A 24,282-nucleotide genomic window follows, 5' to 3' on the forward strand; every position below is an offset into this window, starting at 1 on the left:
CGGCCTAGTTGGCCGGACGGGTGGCGTGTCCGCCGAACTGGTGACGCAGGGCAGAAACCATCTTCATGGCCGGTGAATTGTCCTCGCGGGAAGCAAACCTCGCGAAAAGCGCCGCAGTAATGGCCGGTGCCGGCACTGCATTGGCGATCGCTTCCTCCACGGTCCAGCGGCCCTCGCCGGAATCCTCGACGTAATCGTCAATCGAAGCCAGGCCTGGATCTTCGTCCAGCGCCTTGACCATGAGGTCCAGGAGCCAGGAGCGGACCACCGTTCCCTTTTGCCAAGCCCGGAAAGTACCAGGGAGGTCCTTCACGATGTCCTTGGCTGCCAGCAGTTCGTAGCCTTCGGCATAGGCCTGCATGAGGCCATACTCGATCCCGTTGTGGACCATTTTTGCGTAGTGGCCGGCGCCAACACCGCCGACGTGGACAAAGCTGTCGGCACGTTCGCCTTCAGGACGCAAGGCGTCGAAAACCGGCATGGCGAGTTCGATGTCTTCATCGGCGCCGCCTGCCATCAGGCCGTAACCGTTCTCGAGGCCCCACACACCTCCGGAAACACCGCAATCGGCAAAACGGATGCCCTTTTCGGCAAGGGCCGCAGCGTGCTTTTGGTCTTCGGTGAAACGTGAGTTGCCGCCGTCGATCACCAAGTCACCTGGGCTGAGCTTCTCACCCAGTTCGGTCACCACTGCATCGGTGATCGCGCCTGAAGGCACCATGACCCACACCAGACGCGGGCTGGGAAGTGCTGCGATGAGTTCATCCACGGAAGCAACATCAGTGACGTCCGGGTTGCGGTCGAAACCAGTGACCTCGATGCCGCCGTTCCGCATGCGCTGGCGCATGTTGAAACCCATTTTGCCGAGGCCGATCAGACCGATGTGCACAGTGTGAACTCTTTTCTGCGAAGGTGGCGGGTACGTTCCGGTTAGTTGGGAAGGCGAACCGGCATCACGAGGTAGCGGTAGTCGTCCTGGTCGTCGCCATCCGCCTCTGCCTGGGCCGTGATCATAGCCGGCTTGGGGGCGGTGGTGAAGGAGAAGCGAACGTACTTGGTCTCGATAACGCTCAGACCTTCAACGAGGTAATGCGGGTTGAAGGCCACGGTGATGTCTTCGCCGGAAAGCTGTGCCTCGAGCTCCTCGGAAGCCTGGGCGTCCTCGCCGGTACCGGCGTCGAGGTTCAGGAGTCCTTGGGTGAAGGCGAGTCGGACCGGAGTGTTCCGCTCGGCTACCAGGGAAACACGCCGAACGGCTTCAACCAGTTCCTGGGTCTGAACCGTGGCGTGGATGGGTGTGGAATCCGGGAACAGCGAACGGATCTTGGGGTAGTCGCCATCCACAAGGAGTGACGTTGTGGTGCGTCCACCGCTTTCGAAGCCAATGAGCCGGCTGTCGTCGTCTGCAAGGGCGAGATTGATGTCGCCACTGCCGCCGAGGGTCTTGGCTACCTCGTTCAGGGTCTTGGATTTGACCAAGGCGCTGGTGGAAATCCCGGGAGTAACGGGCTTCCAAGGGACTTCGCGCATGGCGAGGCGGTAACGGTCGGTGGCAAGGAGCGTGATGAGGTCGTCCTCGATCTCCATGCGCACGCCGGTCAGGATCGGGAGGGTGTCGTCCTTGCTGGCCGCAATAATCACCTGGGAAACAGCCTGGGCGAAAGCATCGCCGGGCAACGTGCCGCTGATGGTGGGAAGTGCCGGGAGTGCCGGGTACTCAGCCTCGGGCATGGTTGCGAGATGGAAGCTGCTTCGACGGCAAGTGAGAGTCACTTTGCTGCCATCGGTTTCGACTTCCACGGGAGCTGACGGAAGGCTGCGGCAGATATCGGCCAGCAAGCGTCCCGAGACCAAAATGGTGCCCTCAACAGCAATATCTGCCGGAATTTCCAGGCGTGCCGAAGTCTCGTAGTCAAAGCTCGAGAGGCTGACCGTTCCTGCCTCAGCTTTGAGGAGGAGGCCGGAGAGCACGGGTACTGGCGGCCGCGGAGACAACGACCGCGCGGTCCACGTAACGGCTTCTGCCAGGACGTCGCGGTCGACTCTGAACTTCACGGAGGGGTGCCGCCTTTCATTGCTGCTGCCAAGTAGTAGCTGCGGATTCCTGCGTGGAAGCCGCTAAATCTCTGCATTCCGGCACCGGAACCTGCATGGTCCGCACTCAGCGAACTACAAACAGACCCAAGGATGGGAGCGCTGCTGACAGCTTAGCCGGAAGATCCGCGATTAACCCATCCCCGTCGGGCCGGACCCTTCGTATGTGGACAGCCGCAGGCGGCCTTTGGGGTCCGTCTGTGGTCCGCCCCTGGCAGGGCGGGACGGTGGCAGAACGAGATTGTTATTTGAGGGATTTCAATTTTTTGGGATTCGTAGTGTTAATAACTGCTGTGGAAACTGTGGATAACCCGATCCTGCCGCGTCGTTCAGCGGTTAAGCCCTGTTCACTCATTGTGCGTTAACTGGGTTTTAAACAGGGTGTGGATGGGGACAACTCCCAAGCCGGTTTTTAACGATCCACAGGCGGCTTAAGGGTTTTAAGCCCATTAACCGAGCTTGTCCCCTTAAGTATCCACAGGCTTATCCACATGCACCTGTTAATAAGGTATGTAGTAGCGGCCGCGGTGTGGATTTCAGGAGTCGCGCTGCTGCTGTTTGATGCGGTTGGTGAGCTCAGTGACCTGGTTGTAGATCACACGACGTTCCGCCATCAGTTCGCGGATCTTGCGATCAGCGTGGATGACGGTGGTGTGGTCACGGCCGCCGAGCTCCTGCCCGATCTTCGGCAGGGACATGTCCGTCAGTTCACGGCACAGGTACATGGCGATTTGGCGGGCGGTCACCAACGTACGGGTGCGGGACTTGCTGCAGAGCTCTTCCATGCTGAGCTTGAAGTAGTCCGCCGTTTGGTCCAGGATCTGCTTCGCCGTGATCTCCTGGGCGCCGTCGTCAGTGATCAGGTCCTTGAGCACCATCTCAGCCAGGGCTACATCCACCGGTTGGCGGTTGAGGCTGGCGAACGCCGTGACGCGGATCAAAGCCCCCTCGAGTTCCCGGATGTTGCTGGAGATCTTCGAGGCGATGTACTCCAGGGCGTCGTCCGGTGCCGACAAGCCTTCGCTGAGGCCCTTCTTGCGGAGGATGGCAATGCGGGTTTCGAGTTCCGGCGGCTGGATGTCGGTCAGCAGGCCCCACTCGAAGCGGGACGTCATGCGGTCCTCGAAGCCGGCGAGCATCTTTGGCGGCTGGTCCGAGGTGATGACAACCTGCTTGTTGGCATTGTGCAGGGCGTTGAACGTGTGGAAGAACTCCTCCTGCGTCCGGTCCTTGCCCGCCAGGAACTGGATGTCATCGATCAACAGCACATCCACGTTCCGGTACGTGGTCTTGAAGCTGGTGCCTTCGTCGTCCCGGATGGAGTTGATGAAGTCGTTGGTGAATTCCTCGGAGTTCACGTAGCGGACCCGGATGCCGCTGTAGAGCCGGCGGGCGTAATGGCCAATGGCGTGCAGCAGGTGGGTCTTGCCCAAGCCGGAGTCGCCGTAGATGAACAGCGGGTTGTACGCCTTGGCCGGCGCTTCGGCGACGGCGACGGCGGCCGCGTGCGCAAAGCGGTTCGAGGAACCGATCACGAAAGTATCGAAGATGTACTTCGGGTTCAGGCGGCCGAACTCATGCGAGGTACTGGGCGGAGTGGGCTGGGGTTTCGGCTCGGCGAAGTCGGATACGGCGGAAAGCTCGACGACGGGTTCCGGCTCTGCATGGACCGGCACCAGATCGGTGTCGACGTCGATGGCGCAGCGGATGTCGTCAGAGAAAACGCTGCGAAGGGCATCGTCCAGGGCATCTTTGACCTGGGTCTGCAGGACTTCGCGGGTGAGTTCGTTGGGAACGGCCACCAAGAGTGTGGAACCTATGAGGCCCTGTGCCTGGGCGAGGATGACGAAACCGCGCTGACGGGGTGATACCCGGTCGTCCTGTTCCATGAGGCTCAGCACCCTGCGCCAGGAACTTCCGACAGTGTTGGCGTGGTTGGCTTCGTCTACTGTCATCAATCAGTTCCTAAATACTTGCTTGCCGGCGTTGCTGGCAGCCGAAGTGTCTCCGGCGGCGCTGTTCTGGGCGATAATCCACAGAGTTATACACAGCGGGTGGACATTGGGCTACTGAGCCACTCTAGGGGATGAAATCGCTAGAAGATAGCTGGGAAGTTGCCTGTGGATAATTACACCGTTGTTGTTCCGGATTGCGGCCTGTGAGCCACTTCATCCACAGGCTGGGAACGGGGGTTGGGCACAGCTGTGGATAGCTCTGCAGCAGGCTCCCGGTTTGACTGTGGGTGCCTTTTTGCCCTAACGTTGTGAAGTCCTTTGTGTCCGCTTTTGAGATCAGTTGTAACTCCGTACGTTCACCGTGCGGAAGGCAACGGCGGCAGGCACATACAAAACTTAGCGTCGGCCAGTTCTTCCCCTTTTTTGATCGGGTGGGCGCACCTTTGATCCACTGGAGTAACTAACGTGAGCAAGCGGACTTTTCAGCCGAATAACCGCCGTCGGGCCAAGAAGCACGGCTTCCGCCTTCGTATGCGCACCCGTGCCGGCCGCGCCATCCTGGCTGCCCGTCGCGGCAAGGGCCGCGTCGAACTGTCGGCGTAAATAACTGACTTGTCGGTCAGGGTCTTTTTGCGGGTTCGACGGTGCTAGCCACCCCTAACCGTCTGCGGACGTCTACCGACTTTTCAACAACTGTACGTTCCGGCGTCCGCAATGGACGCCGGAACTTAGTGTTATATACGGCCTCTATCGGGGCCGGGGAGCCGAGTCGAATCGGCTTCATTGTCTCCAAAGCCGTCGGGAACGCCGTGACCAGGAACCTCGTTAAGAGGAGACTGAGAGAAGCAGGCGCTCTTTCCTTGCACAAGCATGGAACGGGTCTGGCGGTGGTGGTCCGGGCGTTGCCCGCAGCTGCATCTGCCAGCTGGGAGCAACTGCTCTCGGACTACAACGCCGCACTGGCAGTGACGACGAAGCGATTGAGTGGCTCAGCTCCACGCAACGCTTCGACTGAACACAACGGCACCACAACGGAAGGGACACCGCGTGCATGACATAAGCACCGCCGTCGTTCCTTCCTCAAGCGACCCCTCCGGCAAGGTTCCCCCCAGGAATCTGCCGGCGGCGGTCGGCACGTTCCTCTGGGAGCTGCCCCGCAACATTCTTATCCTCTTGCTGAAGACGTACCGCAAGGTCATCTCGCCCCTGTACGGCCAGGTGTGCCGTTTCTTTCCCTCTTGCTCCGCGTACGCGCTGGAAGCAGTAACGGTGCATGGCGCCGTGAAGGGCAGCTGGCTCGCAGCCAAAAGGCTCGCCAAATGTCACCCTTGGAACGCTGGTGGAGTGGACCATGTCCCCGCCGGCCATCGTCATTGGCCTGAAGGCCGGACGCCCACAATTGTTGTACTGAACAATCCGGACCAGTTCCTGGCTGCTCAGGCTGATGAAGAAGGCCGCTCGGCGGCCTAACGAATAGGGATATCGTATGGACTTCTTTGAAACAATCATGTTTCCGTTCAAGTGGCTGGTGTCAATCATCATGGTTGGCTTCCACGAGGGACTGAGCTTCATTGGCCTGCCCGCCGCGAACGGCTGGACGTGGACTCTGTCCATCATCGGCCTCGTGTTGGTGATCCGTGCCGCCCTGATCCCGGTCTTCGTCAAGCAGATCAAAGCGCAGCGCGGCATGCAGCTGCTGCAGCCGGACCTGAAGAAGCTTCAGACCAAATACAAGGGCAAGACCGATCAGCTGTCCCGCCAGGCAATGGCGCAGGAACAGATGGCCCTGTACAAGAAGCACGGCACCAACCCGTTCTCGGCATGTTTGCCGATGCTGATTCAGATGCCGTTCTTCTTCGCGCTGTTCCAGGTGTTGTCGGGTATCACCGCAGCCCGTAACAGCGGCAAGGGCATTGGGGCCATGAGCGCCGACCAGGTTGTCCAGTTCGATGAATCCAGCATCTTCGGTGCGCCGCTGTCTGCTTCGCTGCTTCACGGTGGTGCCGGTGGCAACGAGGTTGCAGTCTGGATTCTCTCCATCGTGATGATCATTGCCATGACGGCCTCGCAGTTCATCACCCAGAAGCAAATCATGGCCAAGAACATGTCCGAAGAGGCCATGGCCAGCCCGTTCATGCGCCAGCAGAAAATGATGCTTTACATCCTGCCGCTCGTGTTCGGTATTGGTGGCATCAACTTCCCCATCGGTGTCCTCATCTACTGGACCACCACCAACCTGTGGACCATGGGCCAGCAGTTCTTCGTCATCCGCCGCATGCCTACCCCGGGTTCCCCTGCCGCCAAGGCACTGGAGGAGCGCCGTGCCGCCAAGGGCCTGCCGCCGCTGCTGGGTGGCAAGAAGACCGCGGACGCCGCCGCTGAAGCCGAAGCAGCTGCCGCGGCAGCGGCCGAGATCCGGGCACAGCGCGTCCAGCCACAACGTAAGAACAGGAAGAAGAAGTAATGTCTGCCGAGAGCACTGAAGAAGTTATCGCCGCTGTGACTGAAGACCAGGACGAGACCCAGGAAGAGACGCAGTCCAAGACTGCCAGTCGTCTTGAAGAAGAAGGCGACATTGCCGCCGACTACCTCGAGGAACTTCTGGATATTGCCGATATCGACGGCGATATCGACATCGAGGTCCGCAACGGACGCACGTACATCTCTATTGGTGCCGATGAAGAGTCGGCCGCATTGGACAGCCTTGTAGGACGTGACGGCGAGGTTCTGGAGGCCCTGCAGGAGCTGGCCCGCCTCTCGGTCCTTTCCGCTACCGAAAGCCGTTCACGCCTGGTGCTGGACATCAACGGCTACCGTAAGGAGCGCGCGGGCGTGCTTCAGCAGATCGCTGAAGACGCCGTGGCCAAGGTCAAGGCCGACGGCGGTACGGTGGCCCTTGAGCCGATGAGCGCTTACGAGCGAAAGATTGTCCACGACGCCGTCGCTGACCTCGGATTCGTTTCCGAGTCTGAAGGCGAAGGCGCCGGCCGCCACATCGTCGTTTCGGCTGACTAGCAGCTCATGGTTGAAATTACCGCAGCTGAACTTGAAGCGGCAGAGAAGATCTTTGGGGAGCGCTTGGATCTTGCCAAGCGCTACGTGGAACACCTCGCCACCTCCGGAACTGAGCGTGGGCTGATTGGCCCGCGTGAGATTCCGCGTTTGTGGAGTCGCCACGTACTGAACTGTGCAGTCATCGAAACTGCAATTGCCATGGACAGCCACGTCGCCGACGTTGGATCCGGTGCAGGCCTGCCGGGTCTTTGCCTGGCAATTGCACGCCCGGACCTTGAACTGACGTTGATTGAGCCGCTTGAGCGTCGTGTCATCTGGCTCCAGGAAGTCGTAGATGACCTGGGCCTGGACAACGTCACCATCATGAGGACGCGTGCTGAGCTGGCCGTTGGAATGGTGGACGCCGATGTTGTGACGGCGAGGGCTGTTTCTGCGCTCAGCAACCTGGCGGGCCTGACGATTCCCCTTTTGAACGGCCGCGGCGAAGTTGTGGCCATCAAGGGTCGCAGCGCTGCCGAAGAAATTGAGAAAGCCAAGAAGGTCATCCGCAAACTTGGCGGCGTGGAAACGTCGGTTGTGGTTTGTGGACAGGAGCTTTTGGAGGAACCCACCACTGTGGTGAGGATTATCGTCAACAAGCCCGGAAAGACGGCCTGAGACCCGCTCGGTTTCCCGCGTGTCGGCGGCTGAGCAGTTAGGCTAGAGAACGGCAGCAAGCGCCGAATGAGAGTGAGAGTGTGACCAGTGGGCAGTAGTGAAACCTCCACGCAGCGAATCCCCCCGTTTATGTCGTTGGGGTCAGCTCGGGCAATGGCTACACCCTCTGCGTCTCTTCAGTCTGCAATCGTGCGCACTAATTCGGTTGATAATGCCGCTGTTTCACGTGAAACCGTATCTGATGGAGTGCATAACGTGATGGATTCCATTGATGACTCGAGTCCCATCGCCCGTCAGCTGGCACACGAGACCCGTCGGCGTGAACGGCTGGTGGGCAGGGAACTGCCAAAGCCGGATAAAACCCGCATCTTCACGGTTTCCAATCAAAAAGGTGGGGTCGGTAAGACGACCACCACCGTGAACATCGCTGCCGCCCTGGCCTCCGCCGGCCTCAACGTCCTGGTGATTGATATTGATCCACAGGGCAACGCGTCAACGGCTCTGGGCATTGAGCACCACGCCGACGTTGACAGTATCTACGACGTCCTGATCAACGACCTTCCCCTGAAGGACGTTGTGGCCCCTTGCCCAGATATTCCCAACCTGATCTGCGCACCCGCCACCATCCATCTTGCCGGTGCTGAAATCGAGCTGGTTTCATTGGTTGCCCGGGAACAGAGGCTCCGGCGAGCCATCGACGTCTACGCCAAGGAGCGGGAGAAGAACGGCGAGAGCCGCTTGGACTTCATCTTTATTGACTGCCCGCCCAGCCTCGGGCTGCTGACGGTCAACGCCTTCTGTGCCGCAAGTGAAGTCCTTATTCCCATCCAGTGCGAGTACTACGCCTTGGAAGGATTGAGCCAGCTTCTCAAGAACATCGAAATGATCCAGAAGCACCTCAATGCTGACCTGGAGGTGTCCACGATCCTCCTGACCATGTACGACGGCCGAACGAACCTCGCCGCTCAGGTCGCATCCGAGGTACGCCAACACTTCCCCGAACAAGTTCTGGGAGCAGTGGTTCCGCGTTCTGTGCGTATCTCCGAAGCACCCAGCTACCAGCAGACGGTCATGACCTACGATCCTTCGTCGAGCGGCGCGCTCTCCTACATGGAAGCCGCCGCCGAAATCGCTGAACGCTAGAATTCTTGAAACACTGCAACAGCCTGAGCAGTTCCGTGCTCGGCCATTTCATCGGAGGGATGAATCAATGAGCGAAAAGCGAAGGGGCCTCGGTAGGGGTCTTGGGGCTCTCATTCCTAGCTCGGCCGCGGCCCAGGGAAACGGCGTGGCGCCATCCCGTCCTGTGGATCTGTTCTTCCCGGAAGCCCGGAAGTCCGAAGAGCCGGCAGTAGAAGCTCCGATCCAGGACTCCGCTGTTGTGGAGCCGTCAAAGGAGTCGGCAGCGACGCCGGCCGCTGCCAAGGCTCCAGCGCCCAAAGCGGCAGCTTCCAAGGCGTCAACCAAGTCCGCCACCTCCAAGACATCTGCATCGAAGCCTGCCCCCAAGCGAGCGTCAGTGCCCTCTGATCACACGACGGATGAATCGGAGCCGGCAAAGGCCGCAACCAAGTCCACTACTCGCTCGACACCGGACGTGGAGCTGGTTGAAGTTCCTGGTGCTCGCTTTGCCGAGATTCCGGTCGGTGACATCCATCCGAACCGTAAACAGCCGCGTTCGGTCTTCGATGAAGATGACATGGCCGAGCTGGTTCACTCCGTTCGCGAAATCGGCGTCCTCCAGCCAATTGTTGTACGTACTTCAACCGAAAAGGGTGGAGAACCGTATGAATTGGTCATGGGTGAGCGTCGCTGGCGTGCGGTACAGGCCGCAGGGCTCGAAACCATCCCTGCAATCGTCCGCGATACCACTGACGACGACCTCCTTCGCGACGCTTTGCTGGAAAACCTCCACCGCAGCCAGCTGAACCCTCTGGAAGAGGCTGCTGCCTATCAGCAGCTCTTGGAAGACTTTGGGACCACTCACGAACAGCTTGCAGACCGCATAGGTCGCTCTAGGCCGCAGGTGTCCAACACACTCCGTTTGCTGAAGCTCCCGCCCCTGGTCCAGCGGCGTGTAGCAGCCAGTGTTTTGTCTGCCGGCCATGCGCGGGCACTCTTGGCCCTGCCGGACGCCGCTGCGATGGAACGCCTGGCTCAGAAGATTGTGGCCGAGGGGATGTCTGTGAGGGCAACAGAAGAGGCAGTGGCTCTCTATCAAGATCCTACTGCTCCCGCCAAGAGCAGTATTCCGAAACCCAATGCGCGCCACGAGCGTTTGGACTACTTGGCGTCGTCACTCTCGGACCGCCTGGACACCAATGTGAAGATTACTTTGGGTGCACGTAAAGGCAGAGTCAGCATTGAGTTCGCCAGCGTTGAGGATCTGAACCGCATCATGGATGTGCTTGGCCCTGGCACCGAAGGCTAAATTGTAGTGAACCAACTGAATGGGGCTTACTCGTCGAGTAGGCCCCATTTTGGTTTTTGGTATCCCGCAGTTTTTCGTACCTTCCCGGTTTCGCTCTACGTAGTGTGCCCAGATTGGCCTTTCCGTATTTCCTACGGGAGTCCTTGCGGAGGGCACTGATTGATTCAGCGCCATAAACCAACGAGTCGCGTGGCATCCTCATGGCTTTTGCTACGGATTCCTAGGGCCGTATGAGTCGATTTGGCCGAAAGGGACTCTCTTGGTCAGTGGGTAGAAGCTGTACTTGGCAGATTCTACCGGGATTTGCGGACCTTACGCCTTCGTAGAGCGTTCGCCCCACCGTCTGTGGCTGGGATACGTTGTTCACTCAAGACTCCCCTACACTCACCGTGAAGCGAGAAGGACGAAACATGTTTCACGTGAAACATGCGAGAAGGATTTTTTGGGTGCGCACCTTGCCGGGCTGAGGGGTTCGAAGTGCGCGTGGAACTGGGTCGAACGTTGGCACTCTGCAGGTCTCCCCCGTGGCTTAGGTGGCGGCAGAGGGTGCGGGGGACGGCTTATGGCATACGGTGCACGCCGCGTCCGATTGCCGTCGACGATTCGTAACGCTTTCCCGAATGCCGGTGGATTCGGGCACGAATGGTGCGAAGGGAACCGGTGTGGAGCACGCCCCGTCAGTGGATTTTCACCACACATGAACACTTACCCCAGTTCTGCGCGGATCCCCCGCTGCTCTTCTCTAGTAGCCGAGGGCACGCGCGTATCAGAGCTTTCGGCGGAAGCTTCTGTTTCACGTGAAACACACTCTTAGTAGCTCGGTGGCATGCAATCGATCTTCGGCTAAGCACTGGTTCGGCGGTCGGCGTATTGGCATTGCGGTTTCTCGGAGATGGTGAAGTCTCATGCAATATCGGATATCCAGCGTCTAGAACCAGGGTTTGCATCTTTGGCATACGCGGAGGAGTTGAGCCGGTTCCGGGCACGCGCACCGCTGGCGCTGTTTCACGTGAAACAGCTGAGTCTAAGATTCGGCAATGAAACCGCAAAAGGTGAGGATTGGCTGGTAGGGACACCGAATCCAATTTGAAGGTATGTGATCTTCTTTCACAACCGATGGTTCAAGGGCGGGTCGACTAGATGGCCACAATTCTCGCCGGGGTGCGGTTCTTCCGTCGACCATATCGCCGGAAGGTCGGGGCAAGGCTATTCTGCAGTACGCAGTGCAACAGTCTGCGTCCCCATAATTGACGATCCTGGAACCAAGAATGCATCAATGCGGAACAGCTGATGCGTAGCTAGCTTGCCTCCTAGCCAAAGCCTGACGGTTCGCGGCCATTGGCTAATAGGCCAGCAGCAGACTCCTCCATGTCCTTAGGGTTCCGCGTCGTCGCTCTCCAGGACAGCACATCGCGGCCTCTCCCGTTCTCGCTCGAGCCGGCAGTAGTTGCCGGAGGCGCTGCCACGACCACTGTCCTATCGCAGGCGTAACGGATTGCCAGGGCTGAGGCGCTGTGTTCAGTTTTACGCGCTCAACCAAATCCGCTCGGGCTGATGGAGAGAGGCATTGAGGTCTTCGAACAGACTGGCCCTCTCCCAGTGCGGAGCCGGTGAGTCCTTGGCAGCTGTATCAGGTAGGCACGCTTCCCTCGGCGTCAATGGGCTTTGGAACTTAGGCTAACCGTCAGGAACTTGGGCAGCTGGTTCCTCCGCAGCGTCACGAGGAACTTCGCATCTGTGGCCCTTGAGCCCGTGTGTCCGGCGCTAACAGGCACCAACGGGCTATTACTGCTTACAGCAGCAGGTGTTGACGAATCTGGCATGCCTGTCGAAGCTGGTCCCATCCTTAGCTTCGTAGACGGGGGCTGTCACTGTGCCGGTACCGCCAATGTGGCCGTCGAGCAGACGGAAATAATCCCCCGACTAATGCCTATGCCCCTCCATTACAGCATTGACCCTCCAAGTTGGAGTACGGATCCGTCAGGCAACGTTTGGGTGGGAGGTTTTCCGTAATGTCAGAGGATGGTCGTATTCCCCCCGGACGCGTACATGTACCTAGCCCCTGGACGCGTTGATGAGACGCTGTGAACCGGATTGGTCAGATGTCGCCCGGGCCGGCGCGTGCTCGTCTCTTTTCATCCTTGTCCTCTTCAGGGAAGACTCCGCTGAGAGCGTTGAGAACTAGACGTGAGCCCTTGGCGACCTATGTTGCTTGCTCCCCCACCGAACATCAACGACTCGTGTTTCACGTGAAACAGGACGTCGACTGGAGCGTCTACACATAGTCGGGAACCTTTAGTTACCTGTGTATATCGTGGTGGATATCATTGTGGATAAGTCTGGGGATAACCTGAGCCGAGCTGCGGTCCCTCTTGAGGCCCAGAGTGTGTTGAGGTGCCGAGAAGTCCTCCTTCCTTCTTTGGTGCTCCTTCTTCAAAAGGGCCCTATCCATGGCGGACTTATCCACCGGCGGCCATAGTCGTAATTCTTCGTGTTTGGCCCCTCGATTCATTGATTTTCCGTATGTACACTCGCGGTGCGTGCCCACTTTTACCTGGTAGGCAGAGAGTAGAAGACTCGACCCTCCTTGGCGGGGTCCCGCCCACTACGGTTCGGCGAAATGATGCCTTGTGAATAATCTCATGTGCGGTGGATAAGCCTGTGGATAAAGCTGTGCACAACTTGCCCCTGTGCGTCGTCCACCGGTGGACAACTGTACCGGGTGAAGCTGCTCCATGACCTCAGCAAGTGTGTCCTGATGCTTTGATGCTTAGCAATGAATGCCGTACCGGATCGCGCATGAAGAGCGTCAACGAGCCGGGGATCCTACGTCGTCGTAGTTGGCCATGGCACCTAAGCTTTGGGATCAATGGGGCGGTCCAGCTGACCGTCCTACTACGCACCGGAGGCCGTTGACTCCCGGCGATTCATCCGATGTCTTAAGTACGACACTCCGCGTGCTCCCACGCGCTGGCTTATGTGATTGAGTGACCCGCATTCTCCAGGGGACTGAGCCTATACGTGTAGGCGGACGCCGCGGGCGTGGGCTGACCCGAATGGCCTAATCCCCTGGACCCGTCCGCCTCTATACCGGGCTGGGCACACCGGTCACAGACACAAGATCGAGCGGTATGGGGCTGCTCGCATTGTGGCGGAACGGGGTATAGAACTGCTCCCTAGAGCCCTGGGCCTATAAGAGCCAGAGTCTGCTGGAGACGACGTCATCTTATGACCCATGGAGGATCACTGTTATTCAGGCCGGGACTATGCGGCGTTTCACGTGAAACATTCCGGCGCCGACGGCTGATTGCCTTTGCCGGCCGCATGTTTGTATTTCCCGACGGTGGACATGTTTCGAGTCGTTGGTACGTCTGTTGGCGTCCCGCACGACGGCAATCGCACGACACCTCCGGCCGTCGGTTAGACGACCATCTTTAGACATCCTGTCTCTTCATTCAGTTCTTTCGATTCATGGTGTCTATTCCCCTAGGGGTCCCCTAGGCCCGACCGTAGGCCGTCGTAGGCTTCGCGCTTTCCTAATGAGGTCGGTCAGTACCGAACGGCGCGTCGCAGTCGGTGGTGACGGACAACCAAGGACATCGTTGCATTGCAGGTTCACTAGTGCTGGAAAGTGCAGCTCGCCCCGACCTGCATTTGATCCATAGCGGGTTTGAGTGTGCTGAAGTACTAAGCCGCTCCGGGAAACCGAGATCAGCACTGAGGCGGCGTCTTCTTCCGCTGCTGCGACAAGTTTAGAGTCGCAGACCAAGAACGCATCTGCGCATGCTGATGCACGCCTATTTGCCGGTCAAGCCGCTACATCATGGCAAAGCATTCTTGGCATGTGGTTGTGGCCGGGCTGACGTGTTTCACGTGAAACATGTCGTGGTTCAGTGCGCGCATTGTTCCACGTGCTTGTTCCTCATAGACACGTGGCGGCAGCACATTCAACGTGCATTGGCCCAGAGCTTGTTTGTGGAAAGGCACGGCGAACAGAGGGTCCCCGCGTGGATCTGATCCATTGAGCGTGCACGCACCCCAATCATGCAGGCCGGCGCCCTAGGTTGCCGGATAGTCGCGGCAGCCCCTTTCATCGCCCAAGTCCTGATGCATCTATAGGGTGGTTGCAGAACTGTTGGCGGCCTGGATGCACCTTGCTCAGAGTGTTCTCGATGTTCTCGTGGCCACTGGACCCCAATAGTCGTTGCATCTGTGTATCCAGGGGCAGGTCCCCGGGGCACCGATCTGAACAGTGTCAAATGGCGTTTCAGATTAGGGCAAGGTACCCCACTCTTTGTGGTTCTTATGAGGACGTTAGGGTGCGTGATTGGGCGCTAGCACGGCTGATGTCCCTTGAGAGTCTCATTCTTGCTCCCTGATTTGCCGCGCAATGCTCCTCAACAGCGATGTAGGCCCGTCAGAGCGAGGCGCCCACCCACGAGCTGCCCTGACGCGTTCTTCTGTCAGAAGGGCTCGAGAGCGATGACCAAGGACTCCCGGGATCGCCGAAACTGACAAAAAGTAACCGGAGGATCCTGCGGTTTATGCTCGTCGAGAGCACCTCAATGGCGGGCTTTCGCCACTATTCAGCCGTCACGCCTGGTCGGCCGGTGCCAGAGCCGACGGGCTGGCGCACAATGCATGCGGCCAAAACCGACCAAGAGAAGCATGTTTCACGTGAAACTTGCGCAAGGTCAATGGACTAAGCGGCTGAGGAGGACTAGCCGTCGTCGTTTCACGCGAAACGACGGATACGGATCACATTCTGCATCCGTGGGAAGAGCGTGCTGCAGTGAACGTATTTCCGATCGGGAGTTCCGGCAGTCGCTGGGTTATGAAGCCAGGCTCGGGCGTAGGAATTGTCCTGGTAGTCAGTTCAACTGAATCTGGGGATAACCGGACAAGATTCCGTGGATCAATCAGCATCCCCTCTGCTTCGAGCCTCTTTCTGAGCTCTTCACGCTGGTGGCTTGCCCTGGCCGGGCCGGGGGCACAACGACACGCGTTGTGGTGACCTGTACTGCGGGTAGCATCATGCCGAAAACGGACGATCCCACACGCCTACCCCTCAGGCGATATTGAGCTATTTGCCTGATAGGACGAAGCTGCGGCTACTAGTTTCATTCCCGATTCCCGGGTCCTGGCATCGCACGTCTAAGATCCATAGCGCTCTGTTCAAGGGTGCATCCACTTCAGGATGGTGCATTCAGAAACTGAAGTTCTCCAAGGTCTCCGATCACACAGTGCCGACTAATCACTTCGGATCAGCTTGTTACCTCGCGGAACGACGGCCCGAATGGGTGTGAGAGAGGGTGGGGTTCAAGGGCGTGGGATGTGAGAGAGGGTGGGGTTCATGGGCGTGGGATGTGAGAGAGGGTCAAAGTTTCGCCTACCCCAGGTAGGGAGAAGTGAAAAGCGCCCCACGATTAGACCACATGCCCACTACGGTAACGGGAACAGGAAAAGTAAACGCATATGGTTCATATCCCAATAACGACAAAAAAACCGACGGTTCCCGCTCCGTGAAGAGCAGCAACCGTCGGCTTTATTGGATTACGGTGAGGAATCGACCTTAGGACAGGACGTCCGCGAATTCCTTCTCGAAGAACTGCTTCGGCTTGGCACCGATGACAGTGCTCTTCACTTCTCCCCCACTGAACAGGTACACAGCCGGGATGGACGTGATGCCGTACTCGGCGGCGATGGCGGGGTTGTCGTCGACGTTGAGCTTCACAACATCAACTTTGTCGCCGTACTCGACGGAGATCTCGTCAAGGATGGGACCGAGCTTGCGGCAAGGGCCACACCACTCTGCCCAGAAGTCCACGATGACGGGCTTCTCAGAAGCCAGGACATCAGTGCTGAAGCTTGCGTCAGTTACGTCTTTTGCGTTGCTCATAACTTTTCCCTTCGTATGGTTGCTTGGTTGCAGCTTAGGAGTGCAAGTCTGCGAGGTAGTGCTCAACATCGAGGGCCGCTACACAACCGGAGCCCGAAGCCGTGATGGCCTGGCGGTAGGTGGGGTCGATGACGTCGCCCGCGGCGAAGACACCCTTGATGTTGGTCCGGGAGCTGCGGCCTTCCACGGCGATGGTTCCCTCGGGGGTCAGATCAACTTTGCCCTTGATGAGGTCCGTGCGGGGATCGTTGCCGATAGCGACGAAGACCCCGGTGACGGCGAGCTCGGATTCGGTGCCATCCACAAGGTTCTTCAGTTTCAGACCAGTGACCTTGTCTTCACCCAGAACGTCCTCCACCGCGGTGTTCCACACGAAATTGATCTTCTCGTGGGCCTGAGCGCGATCGCCCATGATCTTCGAAGCCTTGAGTGTGTCGCGTCGGTGGACCACCGTGACAGACTTTGCGAATTTGGTGAGGAACAGTGCTTCCTCCATGGCTGAGTCGCCACCACCGATTACAGCGATGTCCTGGTCCTTGAAGAAGAAACCATCGCAGGTTGCACACCAGCTAACGCCGTGGCCTGAGAGGCGCTTTTCGTTCGCCAAGCCGAGCTCGCGGTAGGCCGAACCGGTGGACAGGATGATGGCCTTCGCCTGGAAGGTCTCACCCGTACCGATAGTCACGGTCTTGATGTCGCCGTCGAGGTCCAATTCGGTGACGTCCTCGAACTGGATTTCGGTACCGAAACGCGCGGCCTGCTTTTCGAAGTTCTCCATAAGGTCCGGGCCCATGATGCCGTCGGGGAAGCCCGGGTAGTTTTCCACGTCTGTGGTGTTCATGAGTTCGCCACCAGCGGTGACGGAACCGGCAATGAGCAGAGGCTTCATGTTGGCACGGGCGGTGTAAACAGCGGCTGTGTAGCCGGCGGGGCCTGAACCTACGATGATGACGTCACGCACCTGCGATGCGCTGTTTTCTGCAATGCTCACGTGGCGTGAACCTCTTCCTTAGTCGATGCTGCGGCTTTCGGGGCAGCCACCTGACTCAACCCCGGTTGCACCCCAAATATTCCGTTGGGGATGGGGACCCTGAAAGCCACCATTGTTAAGGGTACCGTCTGCGCGCGTGCCGATAATAAGCGGTGACGCCACTACGGATGAAAGTAGAGGCCGTTCTGACGAGTCACAACGGCCTCTACTACTACTTGGTTGGGTGGGGCTACTGGACCGTGACCTCTGCCAAACGCAGGCCGAATCCGAAACGGGTCTTCGGTGCAGCCAGCTTGGGCAAGGCCTTGATGTCCACAATGACGTACTGGGTCTGCGTCGGCGCCGCCAAGGGCATGGTCAGCTCCGGGGACGTGAAGCTGTTGGTGCCTACCAGCTTGGCTCCGTCCATGGCAGGGCGGTCGTTGGTGTAAACGCTGATGCTGCCGCCGGATCCACCCAACTGGTTCAGCACGATGGACTTAACCTCAGTCTTTTCCTTGAGCTCGATCACCAGCGGCATGTTGGTGACGAGTCCACCCCAGTCGGCTGTGGCGAATTCCATGTCTGACCAGTAGCTTGCCGCGTTGCCGTCGAAGGCCCTGGCGAGGTCTTTGTCGTACGTGGCCGCGAAGGGGAAGTCACCGAGACGGGAAATGCCCTCGATGGCAGGCGGTGTGGCCGGTGGCGCCGTCTCCGTAGGTGTTGGCTCCTCGGATTGCTGCGTGCTGCTGGTTTGAGGTGCAGAGGTGCTCTGCGTGGCCGCAGGGGCACCGCTGGGAAGGAGGCTGCCCAGGTTGGTGACGGCAAGGACAAGTCCCACGATCAACACAGCAGCAAGCAAGCCACCGACGAGCCAACGGAGGGAACGTGGCTCCTTCTCCGGAGCGTCGTCCTCGTACACTTCCTCGTCGTCGTAGTCTTCCTGCACAGCGGCCGACGCCGGGAAGCTGCTGGGGGCACGGTCGTAAGAGGAGTCTGCGGTGCCTCGTGCCGCGGCTGCGGTACCAGCCGCGGCACCGCCAGCGGCAGCACCTCCAGCAAAGCCGTAGTCCTCTTCGGACCACAACGAAACCTTGGGTTCGGCCGGTTCACGCGTTGGTGCCGGCTGGGCATTGACTGCCTGTGTTCGCGGCTGTGTTGGCGGTTGCGCCGGGGCTGCCGGCGGAGCCTGAGGAGGTGTTGGCTGCGATGTCACGGCCTGCGTTGGCGGCTGAGCCGATGCACCCGACCCCGCAGCACCCGACGAAGAAGCCCTTGAAGCAGCGGCACCCGAGCCGGAGTCAGTGGCACTATTGCCGGCGACCGCACCACTGTCGGCGGCAGCACCGGCGTCGTGGTTCTTGGATCCCGAGTTCTTCCACGCGGCCAAACCGGCGGCACCAGCGCCGGCGGCGGCAGCAGCCAGTTTGCCGGCGATGCCGCTCTTGGATGATGACGGGCTGGAAGCTGGTCTCGGAGGCACGTTGCTGCCCTGGGGAGCGGCAGCAGGATCGGCATCGCCCTCACGGTGAATCGGGTAGCCGTTTTCGTCGTACTGGATGTACTCGGCGTCGTGTTCGTCGTCTTCGTACAAGCCGTCGTAGGTTTCAGGCTCATAGGTCCGTGGCTGGCCGAAGATCTCGCTTCCGAGCGTCTCAGTGAAGAACGGCTCGATGTACGGCGGGTTGGTCGCGACCACCAGGTCCAGCAAATCGGGAGCGCTGCTGTGGTTGGTGATGAGGTAGGTGGTGTTGTCGCTGACGCCGAGGTCCAGGATCTGGACATGGCCGGGGCGTTCCCCCGTGGCGACTTCACGGGCGCTCTGGGCAACCTGCTCAGCGTTTCCGGGGCCGGCGACAAGGATGCTCACGGGACGGTTGAGGACCTGGTCCACGCCGTCGAGCACCTGATCTTGGTCATGCGAGGTCAACACATTGGCTGTGACCTTGTAGCGGCCGCCAAGTACTGATCCGACGTCGATCGGGTGGGACACGTGTTCCTCCTAGGCTGTCCGGGAGTTGCGGGCCCTGCACGCGGCCGGCCCGGCGAGCCGGTTCAACCGCTTTTGCAACTACCTGTATTCATTTTCTAGCCTAGCCGATTGATGCCCTGCGCCCACGTTGGCGCCACCGGCTCACTTCCGGTGGTTTCCGCGGGTTGGGAAGTAGGGATTGCGCCCGGCATCGCCTTGGTAGGTGCGGCGGCCTGGCAACGGGACCTGTGGGCGGAACCTGCTGCCTCGGGCCGTGCTCGGGGCGTCCTCTTCCGGAAGGTAGGTTTTGGGGGCGTCCGGAACGTCAGGGGTGGGCTGGGGAGCAATGCGTTCCACAGCTGGGCCTGCACGGTAGGACGCGGCGTCGAACTCTCCCGAGATGCGCGGAATCAAACCGGTATCGTCCGAAACAGTGGCGCGTGCCGCCGTCGTGGGTTCCATAACGGCGCCGGTCACCGGCGCGGGGGCGCCGCGTCCGAAGCGTCCCATGAGCGGACGCATGAGGTCGCGGAGTTCGGTGACATGGAAGACGCGGAGCAGGACCAGGTAGGCGAGCAGCATGACGGGCCCGACGACGGCCACCGTCACCAGGGCGGCCGGGCGGCTGCTCCACGCAAAACCGTCGGCACGGTAGCTGCCGAGCAGCCACAGGGCGCCGGCGCCCGCAAGCGCGGAACCGAGGCCGGCGTAGCCCATGCGGATGTACGAATTGGCGATGCGCGGGCCGTCGAGGTGCCCCAGCATCCGGCGCAGGAACATCACGCTGATCACCACGGACAGAATGTTGCCCAACGTGTACAGGATGGCGATCGCGTAAATGATCTGCCCGACAGGGAGGAACTGGATGAAGAACGCGCCCACCACGTAGATCACGGCCAGCCACAGCTGGACGTACAGGGGTGTGCGGGCGTCCTCATTGGCGTAGAAGACGCGGGACATCATGAAATTCGCGCTGAGGAACGGGGTGCTCAGGGCGAGGATGGTGAGTGTTTGGGCCAGCATGACACCGTCCTGCGGCTCGCCACCGGAGAAGAACATGCCCAGCGGACCAGCCAAGGCGAACAGCGCCAGGGCACCGAAAACCGTAGCAACGGCCATAGTGCGGAGGCCGTGGGAAAGGGCGTCGCGGAGTTCGGCTTTGTTGCCGTCCTGCGAAGCGCGTGTCATGCGGTTAAAGAGGACGGTGGCCAAGGACAAAGCGATGATCGAGTGCGGCAGCAGATACAGCTGGCTCGCGACTTCCAAGACGGCGTTACCGGGCAGGACAGCCGCGGCGGCCTTGTCGCCTGCATTGTCCAACCGAAGGCGCTCAGCACCGGGAATGGTGGCGATCCTCATGACGTAAAGGAAGGCCAACTGCCCGACGGCGGCCGTCGCCAGCGTCCAGACGCTCAGCTTGGCTGCCTGGCCCAGTCCAACGCCGCGCCAGCCGAAACGAGGCCGCAGGCCCAGGCGCAACCGGAAGACGGGAATGAGCAGGATAGCCGTCTGCGCGACTACGCCGAAAGTAGAGAAACCGGCAATCAGGAGCGTCTGGGTGGGCCCCCAATTGTCCAGAGTGTGGGGGTTGTAAACGTTCTCGCCAAGGATCCAGATGAACATGCCCAAGCCGGCAATGGCCACCAGGTTATTAAGGATGGGGGCCCACATTGCGGGCCCGAATGCTCCATGGGCGTTCAGCACCTGGGTGAGGAGGGCGTAGAGCCCGTAGAAGAAGATCTGAGGCAGGCACCAGAACGCGAACGTGACTGCGAGGGCCTTTTGCTGCTCGGAGTAGCCCTGGGTGGTGAGGTCAATGACCAGCGGCGCCGCGAGGGTGACCAACGCCGTCAACGCCAAAAGGACCAGTACCGCCAGGGTCAGGAGGCGGCTGATGTAGTCCGCGCCGCGGTCCGGGGCCTTGCTGGCTTTGATGATCTGCGGAACCAGGACGGCATTGAAAACGCCGCCGGCAACCAACAGGAAGATCAGGTTGGGCAGGTTGTTGGCGTTGATGAAGGTGTCATTGACCGTGGAACCCAGGCCGAGTGCTGCGCCCAGCATCCATGTTTTGGCGAAGCCAAGGAACCGGGAAACCAGCGTCCCTGCAGCCATGATGGCGCTGGAACGGGCTTCTCCGGACTGAACGGACTGGGTGGTTTTGGCTTCAGACATCGCCTTTATCGTCCCACGTACCGGGCTCAGAGGTGTTCCGGCAGCACTTCCCGTGCCAGGTCGGCGATGCGGCGTTCGTTAGGGAAGGACAGTTTGCGTGCCAGTTCCTGGATGGGAACCCACGCAGCGTCCACGGCTTCCTGATCGGGATCATTCTCGATGGTCAGTTCGCCACCCGTTGCCCGGAGCAGGAAATGGTGCACTGTTTTGTGAACCCGGTGGCCGCTCACAGTGAACCAGTAGTCGATGCTGCCCAAGGGCGCCAGGATGCTGCCTTCGATGCCGGTTTCCTCGGCAATCTCACGGACAGCAGCTTCCTCATTGTTCTCGCGGCCTTCAGGGTGGCCCTTCGGCAGGCACCACTCCAGCCGGCCACCCCTATTAAGGCGGGCAATAATCGCAACCCGGAGTTCGCCGTCGGACGTGTCTACTACAACACCGCCCGCTGAGACTTCCTCCACAGTGGGAAGGGAGGCCTGGACCGGGTGCTGCTGGGCAGGCGCGACGTGCGCGCCGATTGCCGACGGCAACGGTGCGTTTGTCCTCCTGCCAGGAGCGCTCGGGATCGGGTTGGCCATGAGGTCCACTCTAACGACTCTTGCCCTCGAGTGATGACCGGGACATGGCCACAAGATGGACTGCAGGAGATGCTCCGCGGACACATGCCTGATTTCGCATGGAACAGTGGCCCAATGCCGAGCAAAAATCTGCCAAGCTTAAGGAACTATGGCGCACGTATTGGACAGCTCTTCAGTTAACTTCACCATCGATCCGGTGGTGCTCGACCTCGGGCAGCGCTTTGTCGATGCCGGCTTTGAGCTGTCCCTGGTGGGTGGACCTGTGCGCGACCTCTTCCTGGGGAGGACATCCCCGGACCTTGACTTCACCACCGATGCCACGCCGGACCAGACAATCGCCGTCATCAAGAAGTGGGCGGACAACTTCTGGGAAATCGGACGCGCCTTCGGCACCATCGGAATGAAGAAGAGCGGCTTCCAGATCGAGATCACCACCTACCGCGCGGAGGCTTACGACCCCGATTCACGCAAGCCGGTGGTGGCGTTCGGCAACTCCCTGACCGATGACCTGCTGCGGCGCGACTTCACCATCAATGCCATGGCACTGCGGTTGCCCAGCCTGGAACTCGTGGACCCGTTCGGCGGTGTCCGCGACCTCCACGCCTCCGAGCTCGCCACACCCGGTGCGCCCGAGGCATCCTTCTCCGACGATCCCCTGCGCATGATGCGTGCGGCACGTTTCGCATCCCAGCTGGGCGTGTCGGTCCACGACGACGTCCGTCTGGCGATGTCACAAATGGCCGACCGTATCAAGATCATCTCCGCCGAGCGCGTCCGTGAAGAGCTGGTCAAGCTCATCAACGGAGCGCACCCGCGTGTGGGCATCGACCTCCTGGTGGACACAGGGCTCGCAGAGTTCGTGCTTCCGGAGGTGTCAGCCCTGAGGCTCGAAGCCGACGAACACCACCGCCATAAGGACGTGTACCAGCACTCCCTGCAGGTACTGGAGCAGGCCGCTGCCTTGGAAACGGGACCTGACGGTCCAGTGCCCGGCCCGGACTTCGTGCTGAGGTTCGCTGCGCTGATGCACGACGTCGGCAAGCCGGCGACGCGTCGTTTTGAACCGGGCGGCGCGGTCAGCTTCCGTCATCACGATGTTGTGGGGTCCAAGCTGACGGCGAAGAGAATGAAGGCACTGCGTTTTGACAACGAGTCGATCAAAGCAGTGTCCCGCCTGGTGGAACTCCACATGCGCTTCTACGGCTACGGCGACGCGGGCTGGAGCGATTCCGCGGTCCGCCGGTACGTGACCGACGCCGGTCCCCTGTTGGAGCGTCTGCACCGCCTCACGCGTTCCGACGTCACCACGCGTAACCAGCGCAAGGCCGACCGCCTGTCCTTCGCCTACGATGACCTTGAGCAACGCATCACGACGCTCTTGGAGCAGGAGTCGCTGGCGGCTGTGCGGCCCGACCTTGATGGAGCGCAGATCATGGCACTCCTGGGGCTCAAGCCCGGTCCCGTGGTGGGCAGGGCCTACAAGTTCCTTCTCGAAGAACGCATGGAACACGGACCACTGTCCCCCGAGGAAGCCGAGCAGAAGCTTTTGGCTTGGTGGGAAGCGCAACCCGAGTCCGCCGTCGTCGAGCCTTTGACCGAAACTGAGGAGCCTTCATGAACGCTGCGACTTCCCCACGTCCGCAACTTTGGATCCTTCGCCACGGCGAGACGGAATGGTCCAAGAGCGGCCAGTACACCGGCCTGACGGACCTTCCCCTCACTGTTGAGGGTGAACAGCAGGCTGTGGAGGCCCGCAAGGTCCTGGAGGGCATCGACTTCGACCTCGTCCTGACCTCGCCGCTGCGCCGTGCCCGTCGCACGGCGGAACTGGCCGGCTACCCGGAAGCCGTGCACGAGCCCCTTGCGGTCGAATGGAACTACGGCGACTACGAAGGCATCAGCTCCGACCTCATCCGCAAGGACAACCCGGACTACCTCATCTGGACCGATGGCGTGCCCAACGGTGAAACCTTGGACGAAGTAGCCGCCCGGGCAGACAAGATCATTGGACGCGTCCTGGAATCCGGAATGGACAATGTCCTGGTGGTGGCACACGGGCATTTCTCCAGGATCCTCACCGCGCGATGGCTGGAAATGGATGCGCGCGAAGGCCGGCACTTCATTCTCGGAACTGCAAAAGTCTGCACTCTCGGGTGGGATAAGCGGACGCCGGCAATTGTGCGTTGGGGCCTCTAGAACACGAATTTAGAAAACTTTTGGCGAATTAGCCATTTGTGCTGGTCAAATCCCCGGTTCATGGGGTAGCTTATATCTTGTTCCCAGAGCGACCCGCCGGGAACCAGGCGCGCATTCTCCGGTTCAGTCAGCCGGAACAATGCCACAGCAGGCTGGTTATCAGCCAGAAAAGGAGGTTGGGAAAAATGATTACTTTGACTAGCGGACGGAAGTTGACCGTCACTGCTACCCCGGCCTCTGCTGATGATCGACGCCATTTGTGCTCTCTGACCCACTCCTGAACAATCCGGACCGGCCCTGACGCCGGCGGAGTTTCGTGGTCGGCCACTCTCTGTGGTTG

The 24,282-nt window shown here is 60.0% G+C and carries 18 protein-coding genes; 10 read left to right on the top strand and 8 right to left on the bottom strand.

What is annotated here, in order from left to right; all coding sequences use genetic code 11:
• Positions 1 to 4 precede the first annotated feature (4 nt).
• The 3 genes from gnd to dnaA all read right to left on the bottom strand — a co-directional run bounded on the left by gnd (position 5) and on the right by dnaA (position 4,049).
• Entirely contained in the window at positions 5 to 889 is an 885-nt protein-coding gene (gnd, locus tag WBN73_RS09665; protein ID WP_089593049.1) for a phosphogluconate dehydrogenase (NAD(+)-dependent, decarboxylating), read from the bottom strand.
• Positions 890 to 930: 41 nt separating this feature from the next.
• Positions 931 to 2,055, bottom strand: a complete 1,125-nt coding sequence (gene dnaN, locus WBN73_RS09670; protein WP_089593048.1) for a DNA polymerase III subunit beta — start codon at positions 2,053 to 2,055, stop codon at positions 931 to 933.
• Positions 2,056 to 2,630: 575 nt separating this feature from the next.
• A complete protein-coding gene (dnaA, locus tag WBN73_RS09675) occupies positions 2,631 to 4,049 on the bottom strand; it encodes a chromosomal replication initiator protein DnaA (RefSeq protein ID WP_026541014.1) in 1,419 nt (472 codons plus the stop codon).
• A 465-nt stretch (positions 4,050 to 4,514) separates the two neighbouring features.
• Between dnaA and rpmH the strand changes: the two genes are divergently transcribed.
• The 8 genes from rpmH (at position 4,515) to WBN73_RS09715 (ending at position 10,152) form a co-directional block, all read left to right on the top strand.
• Positions 4,515 to 4,652, top strand: coding sequence for a 50S ribosomal protein L34 (gene rpmH / locus WBN73_RS09680; protein ID WP_011776797.1), 138 nt, complete (start codon positions 4,515 to 4,517; stop codon positions 4,650 to 4,652).
• Positions 4,653 to 4,693: 41 nt separating this feature from the next.
• Entirely contained in the window at positions 4,694 to 5,104 is a 411-nt protein-coding gene (gene rnpA / locus WBN73_RS09685) for a ribonuclease P protein component (protein ID WP_207595583.1), read from the top strand.
• Complete coding sequence (gene yidD / locus WBN73_RS09690; RefSeq protein ID WP_207595582.1) at positions 5,034 to 5,519, top strand: membrane protein insertion efficiency factor YidD; 486 nt, start codon at positions 5,034 to 5,036, stop codon at positions 5,517 to 5,519. The genes rnpA and yidD overlap by 71 nt, the downstream gene beginning before the upstream one ends.
• 16 nt (positions 5,520 to 5,535) lie before the next feature.
• Positions 5,536 to 6,513 carry a membrane protein insertase YidC gene (yidC, locus tag WBN73_RS09695; RefSeq protein WP_207595581.1) on the top strand — a complete coding sequence of 326 codons (978 nt, stop codon included), beginning with the start codon at positions 5,536 to 5,538 and terminating at the stop codon, positions 6,511 to 6,513.
• Complete coding sequence (locus tag WBN73_RS09700) at positions 6,513 to 7,064, top strand: Jag family protein (RefSeq protein WP_089597070.1); 552 nt, start codon at positions 6,513 to 6,515, stop codon at positions 7,062 to 7,064. The genes yidC and WBN73_RS09700 overlap by 1 nt, the downstream gene beginning before the upstream one ends.
• A gap of 6 nt (positions 7,065 to 7,070) precedes the next feature.
• Entirely contained in the window at positions 7,071 to 7,721 is a 651-nt protein-coding gene (gene rsmG / locus WBN73_RS09705; RefSeq protein WP_207595580.1) for a 16S rRNA (guanine(527)-N(7))-methyltransferase RsmG, read from the top strand.
• Between the two features lie 87 nt (positions 7,722 to 7,808).
• Positions 7,809 to 8,864: a ParA family protein gene (locus tag WBN73_RS09710; protein ID WP_280625212.1), complete on the top strand. Its 1,056-nt coding sequence runs from the start codon at positions 7,809 to 7,811 to the stop codon at positions 8,862 to 8,864.
• Positions 8,865 to 8,931: 67 nt separating this feature from the next.
• Entirely contained in the window at positions 8,932 to 10,152 is a 1,221-nt protein-coding gene (locus WBN73_RS09715; RefSeq protein WP_337340120.1) for a ParB/RepB/Spo0J family partition protein, read from the top strand.
• Between the two features lie 5,572 nt (positions 10,153 to 15,724).
• On the opposite strand, the gene trxA is transcribed toward WBN73_RS09715, so the two are convergent.
• The 5 genes from trxA to WBN73_RS09740 form a co-directional block, all read right to left on the bottom strand.
• Positions 15,725 to 16,051 (bottom strand): thioredoxin, encoded by a 327-nt coding sequence (gene trxA / locus WBN73_RS09720; protein ID WP_021473158.1) that lies wholly within the window; start codon positions 16,049 to 16,051, stop codon positions 15,725 to 15,727.
• A gap of 34 nt (positions 16,052 to 16,085) precedes the next feature.
• The gene (gene trxB, locus WBN73_RS09725) at positions 16,086 to 17,042 is read right to left on the bottom strand and encodes a thioredoxin-disulfide reductase (protein WP_207595578.1); all 957 of its coding nucleotides are present in this window, start codon (positions 17,040 to 17,042) and stop codon (positions 16,086 to 16,088) included.
• 229 nt (positions 17,043 to 17,271) lie between these two features.
• Positions 17,272 to 19,014, bottom strand: coding sequence for an ABC transporter substrate-binding protein (locus WBN73_RS09730; RefSeq protein ID WP_337340119.1), 1,743 nt, complete (start codon positions 19,012 to 19,014; stop codon positions 17,272 to 17,274).
• A 141-nt stretch (positions 19,015 to 19,155) separates the two neighbouring features.
• A complete protein-coding gene (gene murJ, locus WBN73_RS09735) occupies positions 19,156 to 21,168 on the bottom strand; it encodes a murein biosynthesis integral membrane protein MurJ (protein WP_207595576.1) in 2,013 nt (670 codons plus the stop codon).
• A gap of 26 nt (positions 21,169 to 21,194) precedes the next feature.
• On the bottom strand, positions 21,195 to 21,698 hold the full coding sequence (locus WBN73_RS09740; RefSeq protein WP_026005276.1) for an NUDIX hydrolase: 504 nt from the start codon (positions 21,696 to 21,698) through the stop codon (positions 21,195 to 21,197).
• Between the two features lie 196 nt (positions 21,699 to 21,894).
• Here WBN73_RS09740 and WBN73_RS09745 point away from each other — a divergent pair, with 196 nt between their 5' ends.
• Entirely contained in the window at positions 21,895 to 23,364 is a 1,470-nt protein-coding gene (locus WBN73_RS09745; protein WP_207595575.1) for a CCA tRNA nucleotidyltransferase, read from the top strand.
• Positions 23,361 to 23,942 (top strand): histidine phosphatase family protein, encoded by a 582-nt coding sequence (locus WBN73_RS09750; RefSeq protein ID WP_089597061.1) that lies wholly within the window; start codon positions 23,361 to 23,363, stop codon positions 23,940 to 23,942. The genes WBN73_RS09745 and WBN73_RS09750 overlap by 4 nt, the downstream gene beginning before the upstream one ends.
• Positions 23,943 to 24,282: the final 340 nt, after the last annotated feature.

Origin of the sequence: Paenarthrobacter sp. CCNWLY172, from assembly GCF_037402035.1 — a bacterium.
GTDB lineage: Bacteria > Actinomycetota > Actinomycetes > Actinomycetales > Micrococcaceae > Arthrobacter.

Bases quoted from the DNA above. Each gene is read 5' to 3' on its own strand.
- rsmG (WP_207595580.1), top strand. From the start codon at position 7,071: ATGGTTGAAATTACCGCAGCTGAACTTGAAGCGGCAGAGAAGATCTTT.
- WBN73_RS09715 (WP_337340120.1), top strand. From the start codon at position 8,932: ATGAGCGAAAAGCGAAGGGGCCTCGGTAGGGGTCTTGGGGCTCTCATT.
- yidC (WP_207595581.1), top strand. From the start codon at position 5,536: ATGGACTTCTTTGAAACAATCATGTTTCCGTTCAAGTGGCTGGTGTCA.
- murJ (WP_207595576.1), bottom strand. From the start codon at position 21,168: ATGTCTGAAGCCAAAACCACCCAGTCCGTTCAGTCCGGAGAAGCCCGT.
- WBN73_RS09745 (WP_207595575.1), top strand. From the start codon at position 21,895: ATGGCGCACGTATTGGACAGCTCTTCAGTTAACTTCACCATCGATCCG.
- trxA (WP_021473158.1), bottom strand. From the start codon at position 16,051: ATGAGCAACGCAAAAGACGTAACTGACGCAAGCTTCAGCACTGATGTC.
- WBN73_RS09750 (WP_089597061.1), top strand. From the start codon at position 23,361: ATGAACGCTGCGACTTCCCCACGTCCGCAACTTTGGATCCTTCGCCAC.
- dnaA (WP_026541014.1), bottom strand. From the start codon at position 4,049: ATGACAGTAGACGAAGCCAACCACGCCAACACTGTCGGAAGTTCCTGG.
- WBN73_RS09700 (WP_089597070.1), top strand. From the start codon at position 6,513: ATGTCTGCCGAGAGCACTGAAGAAGTTATCGCCGCTGTGACTGAAGAC.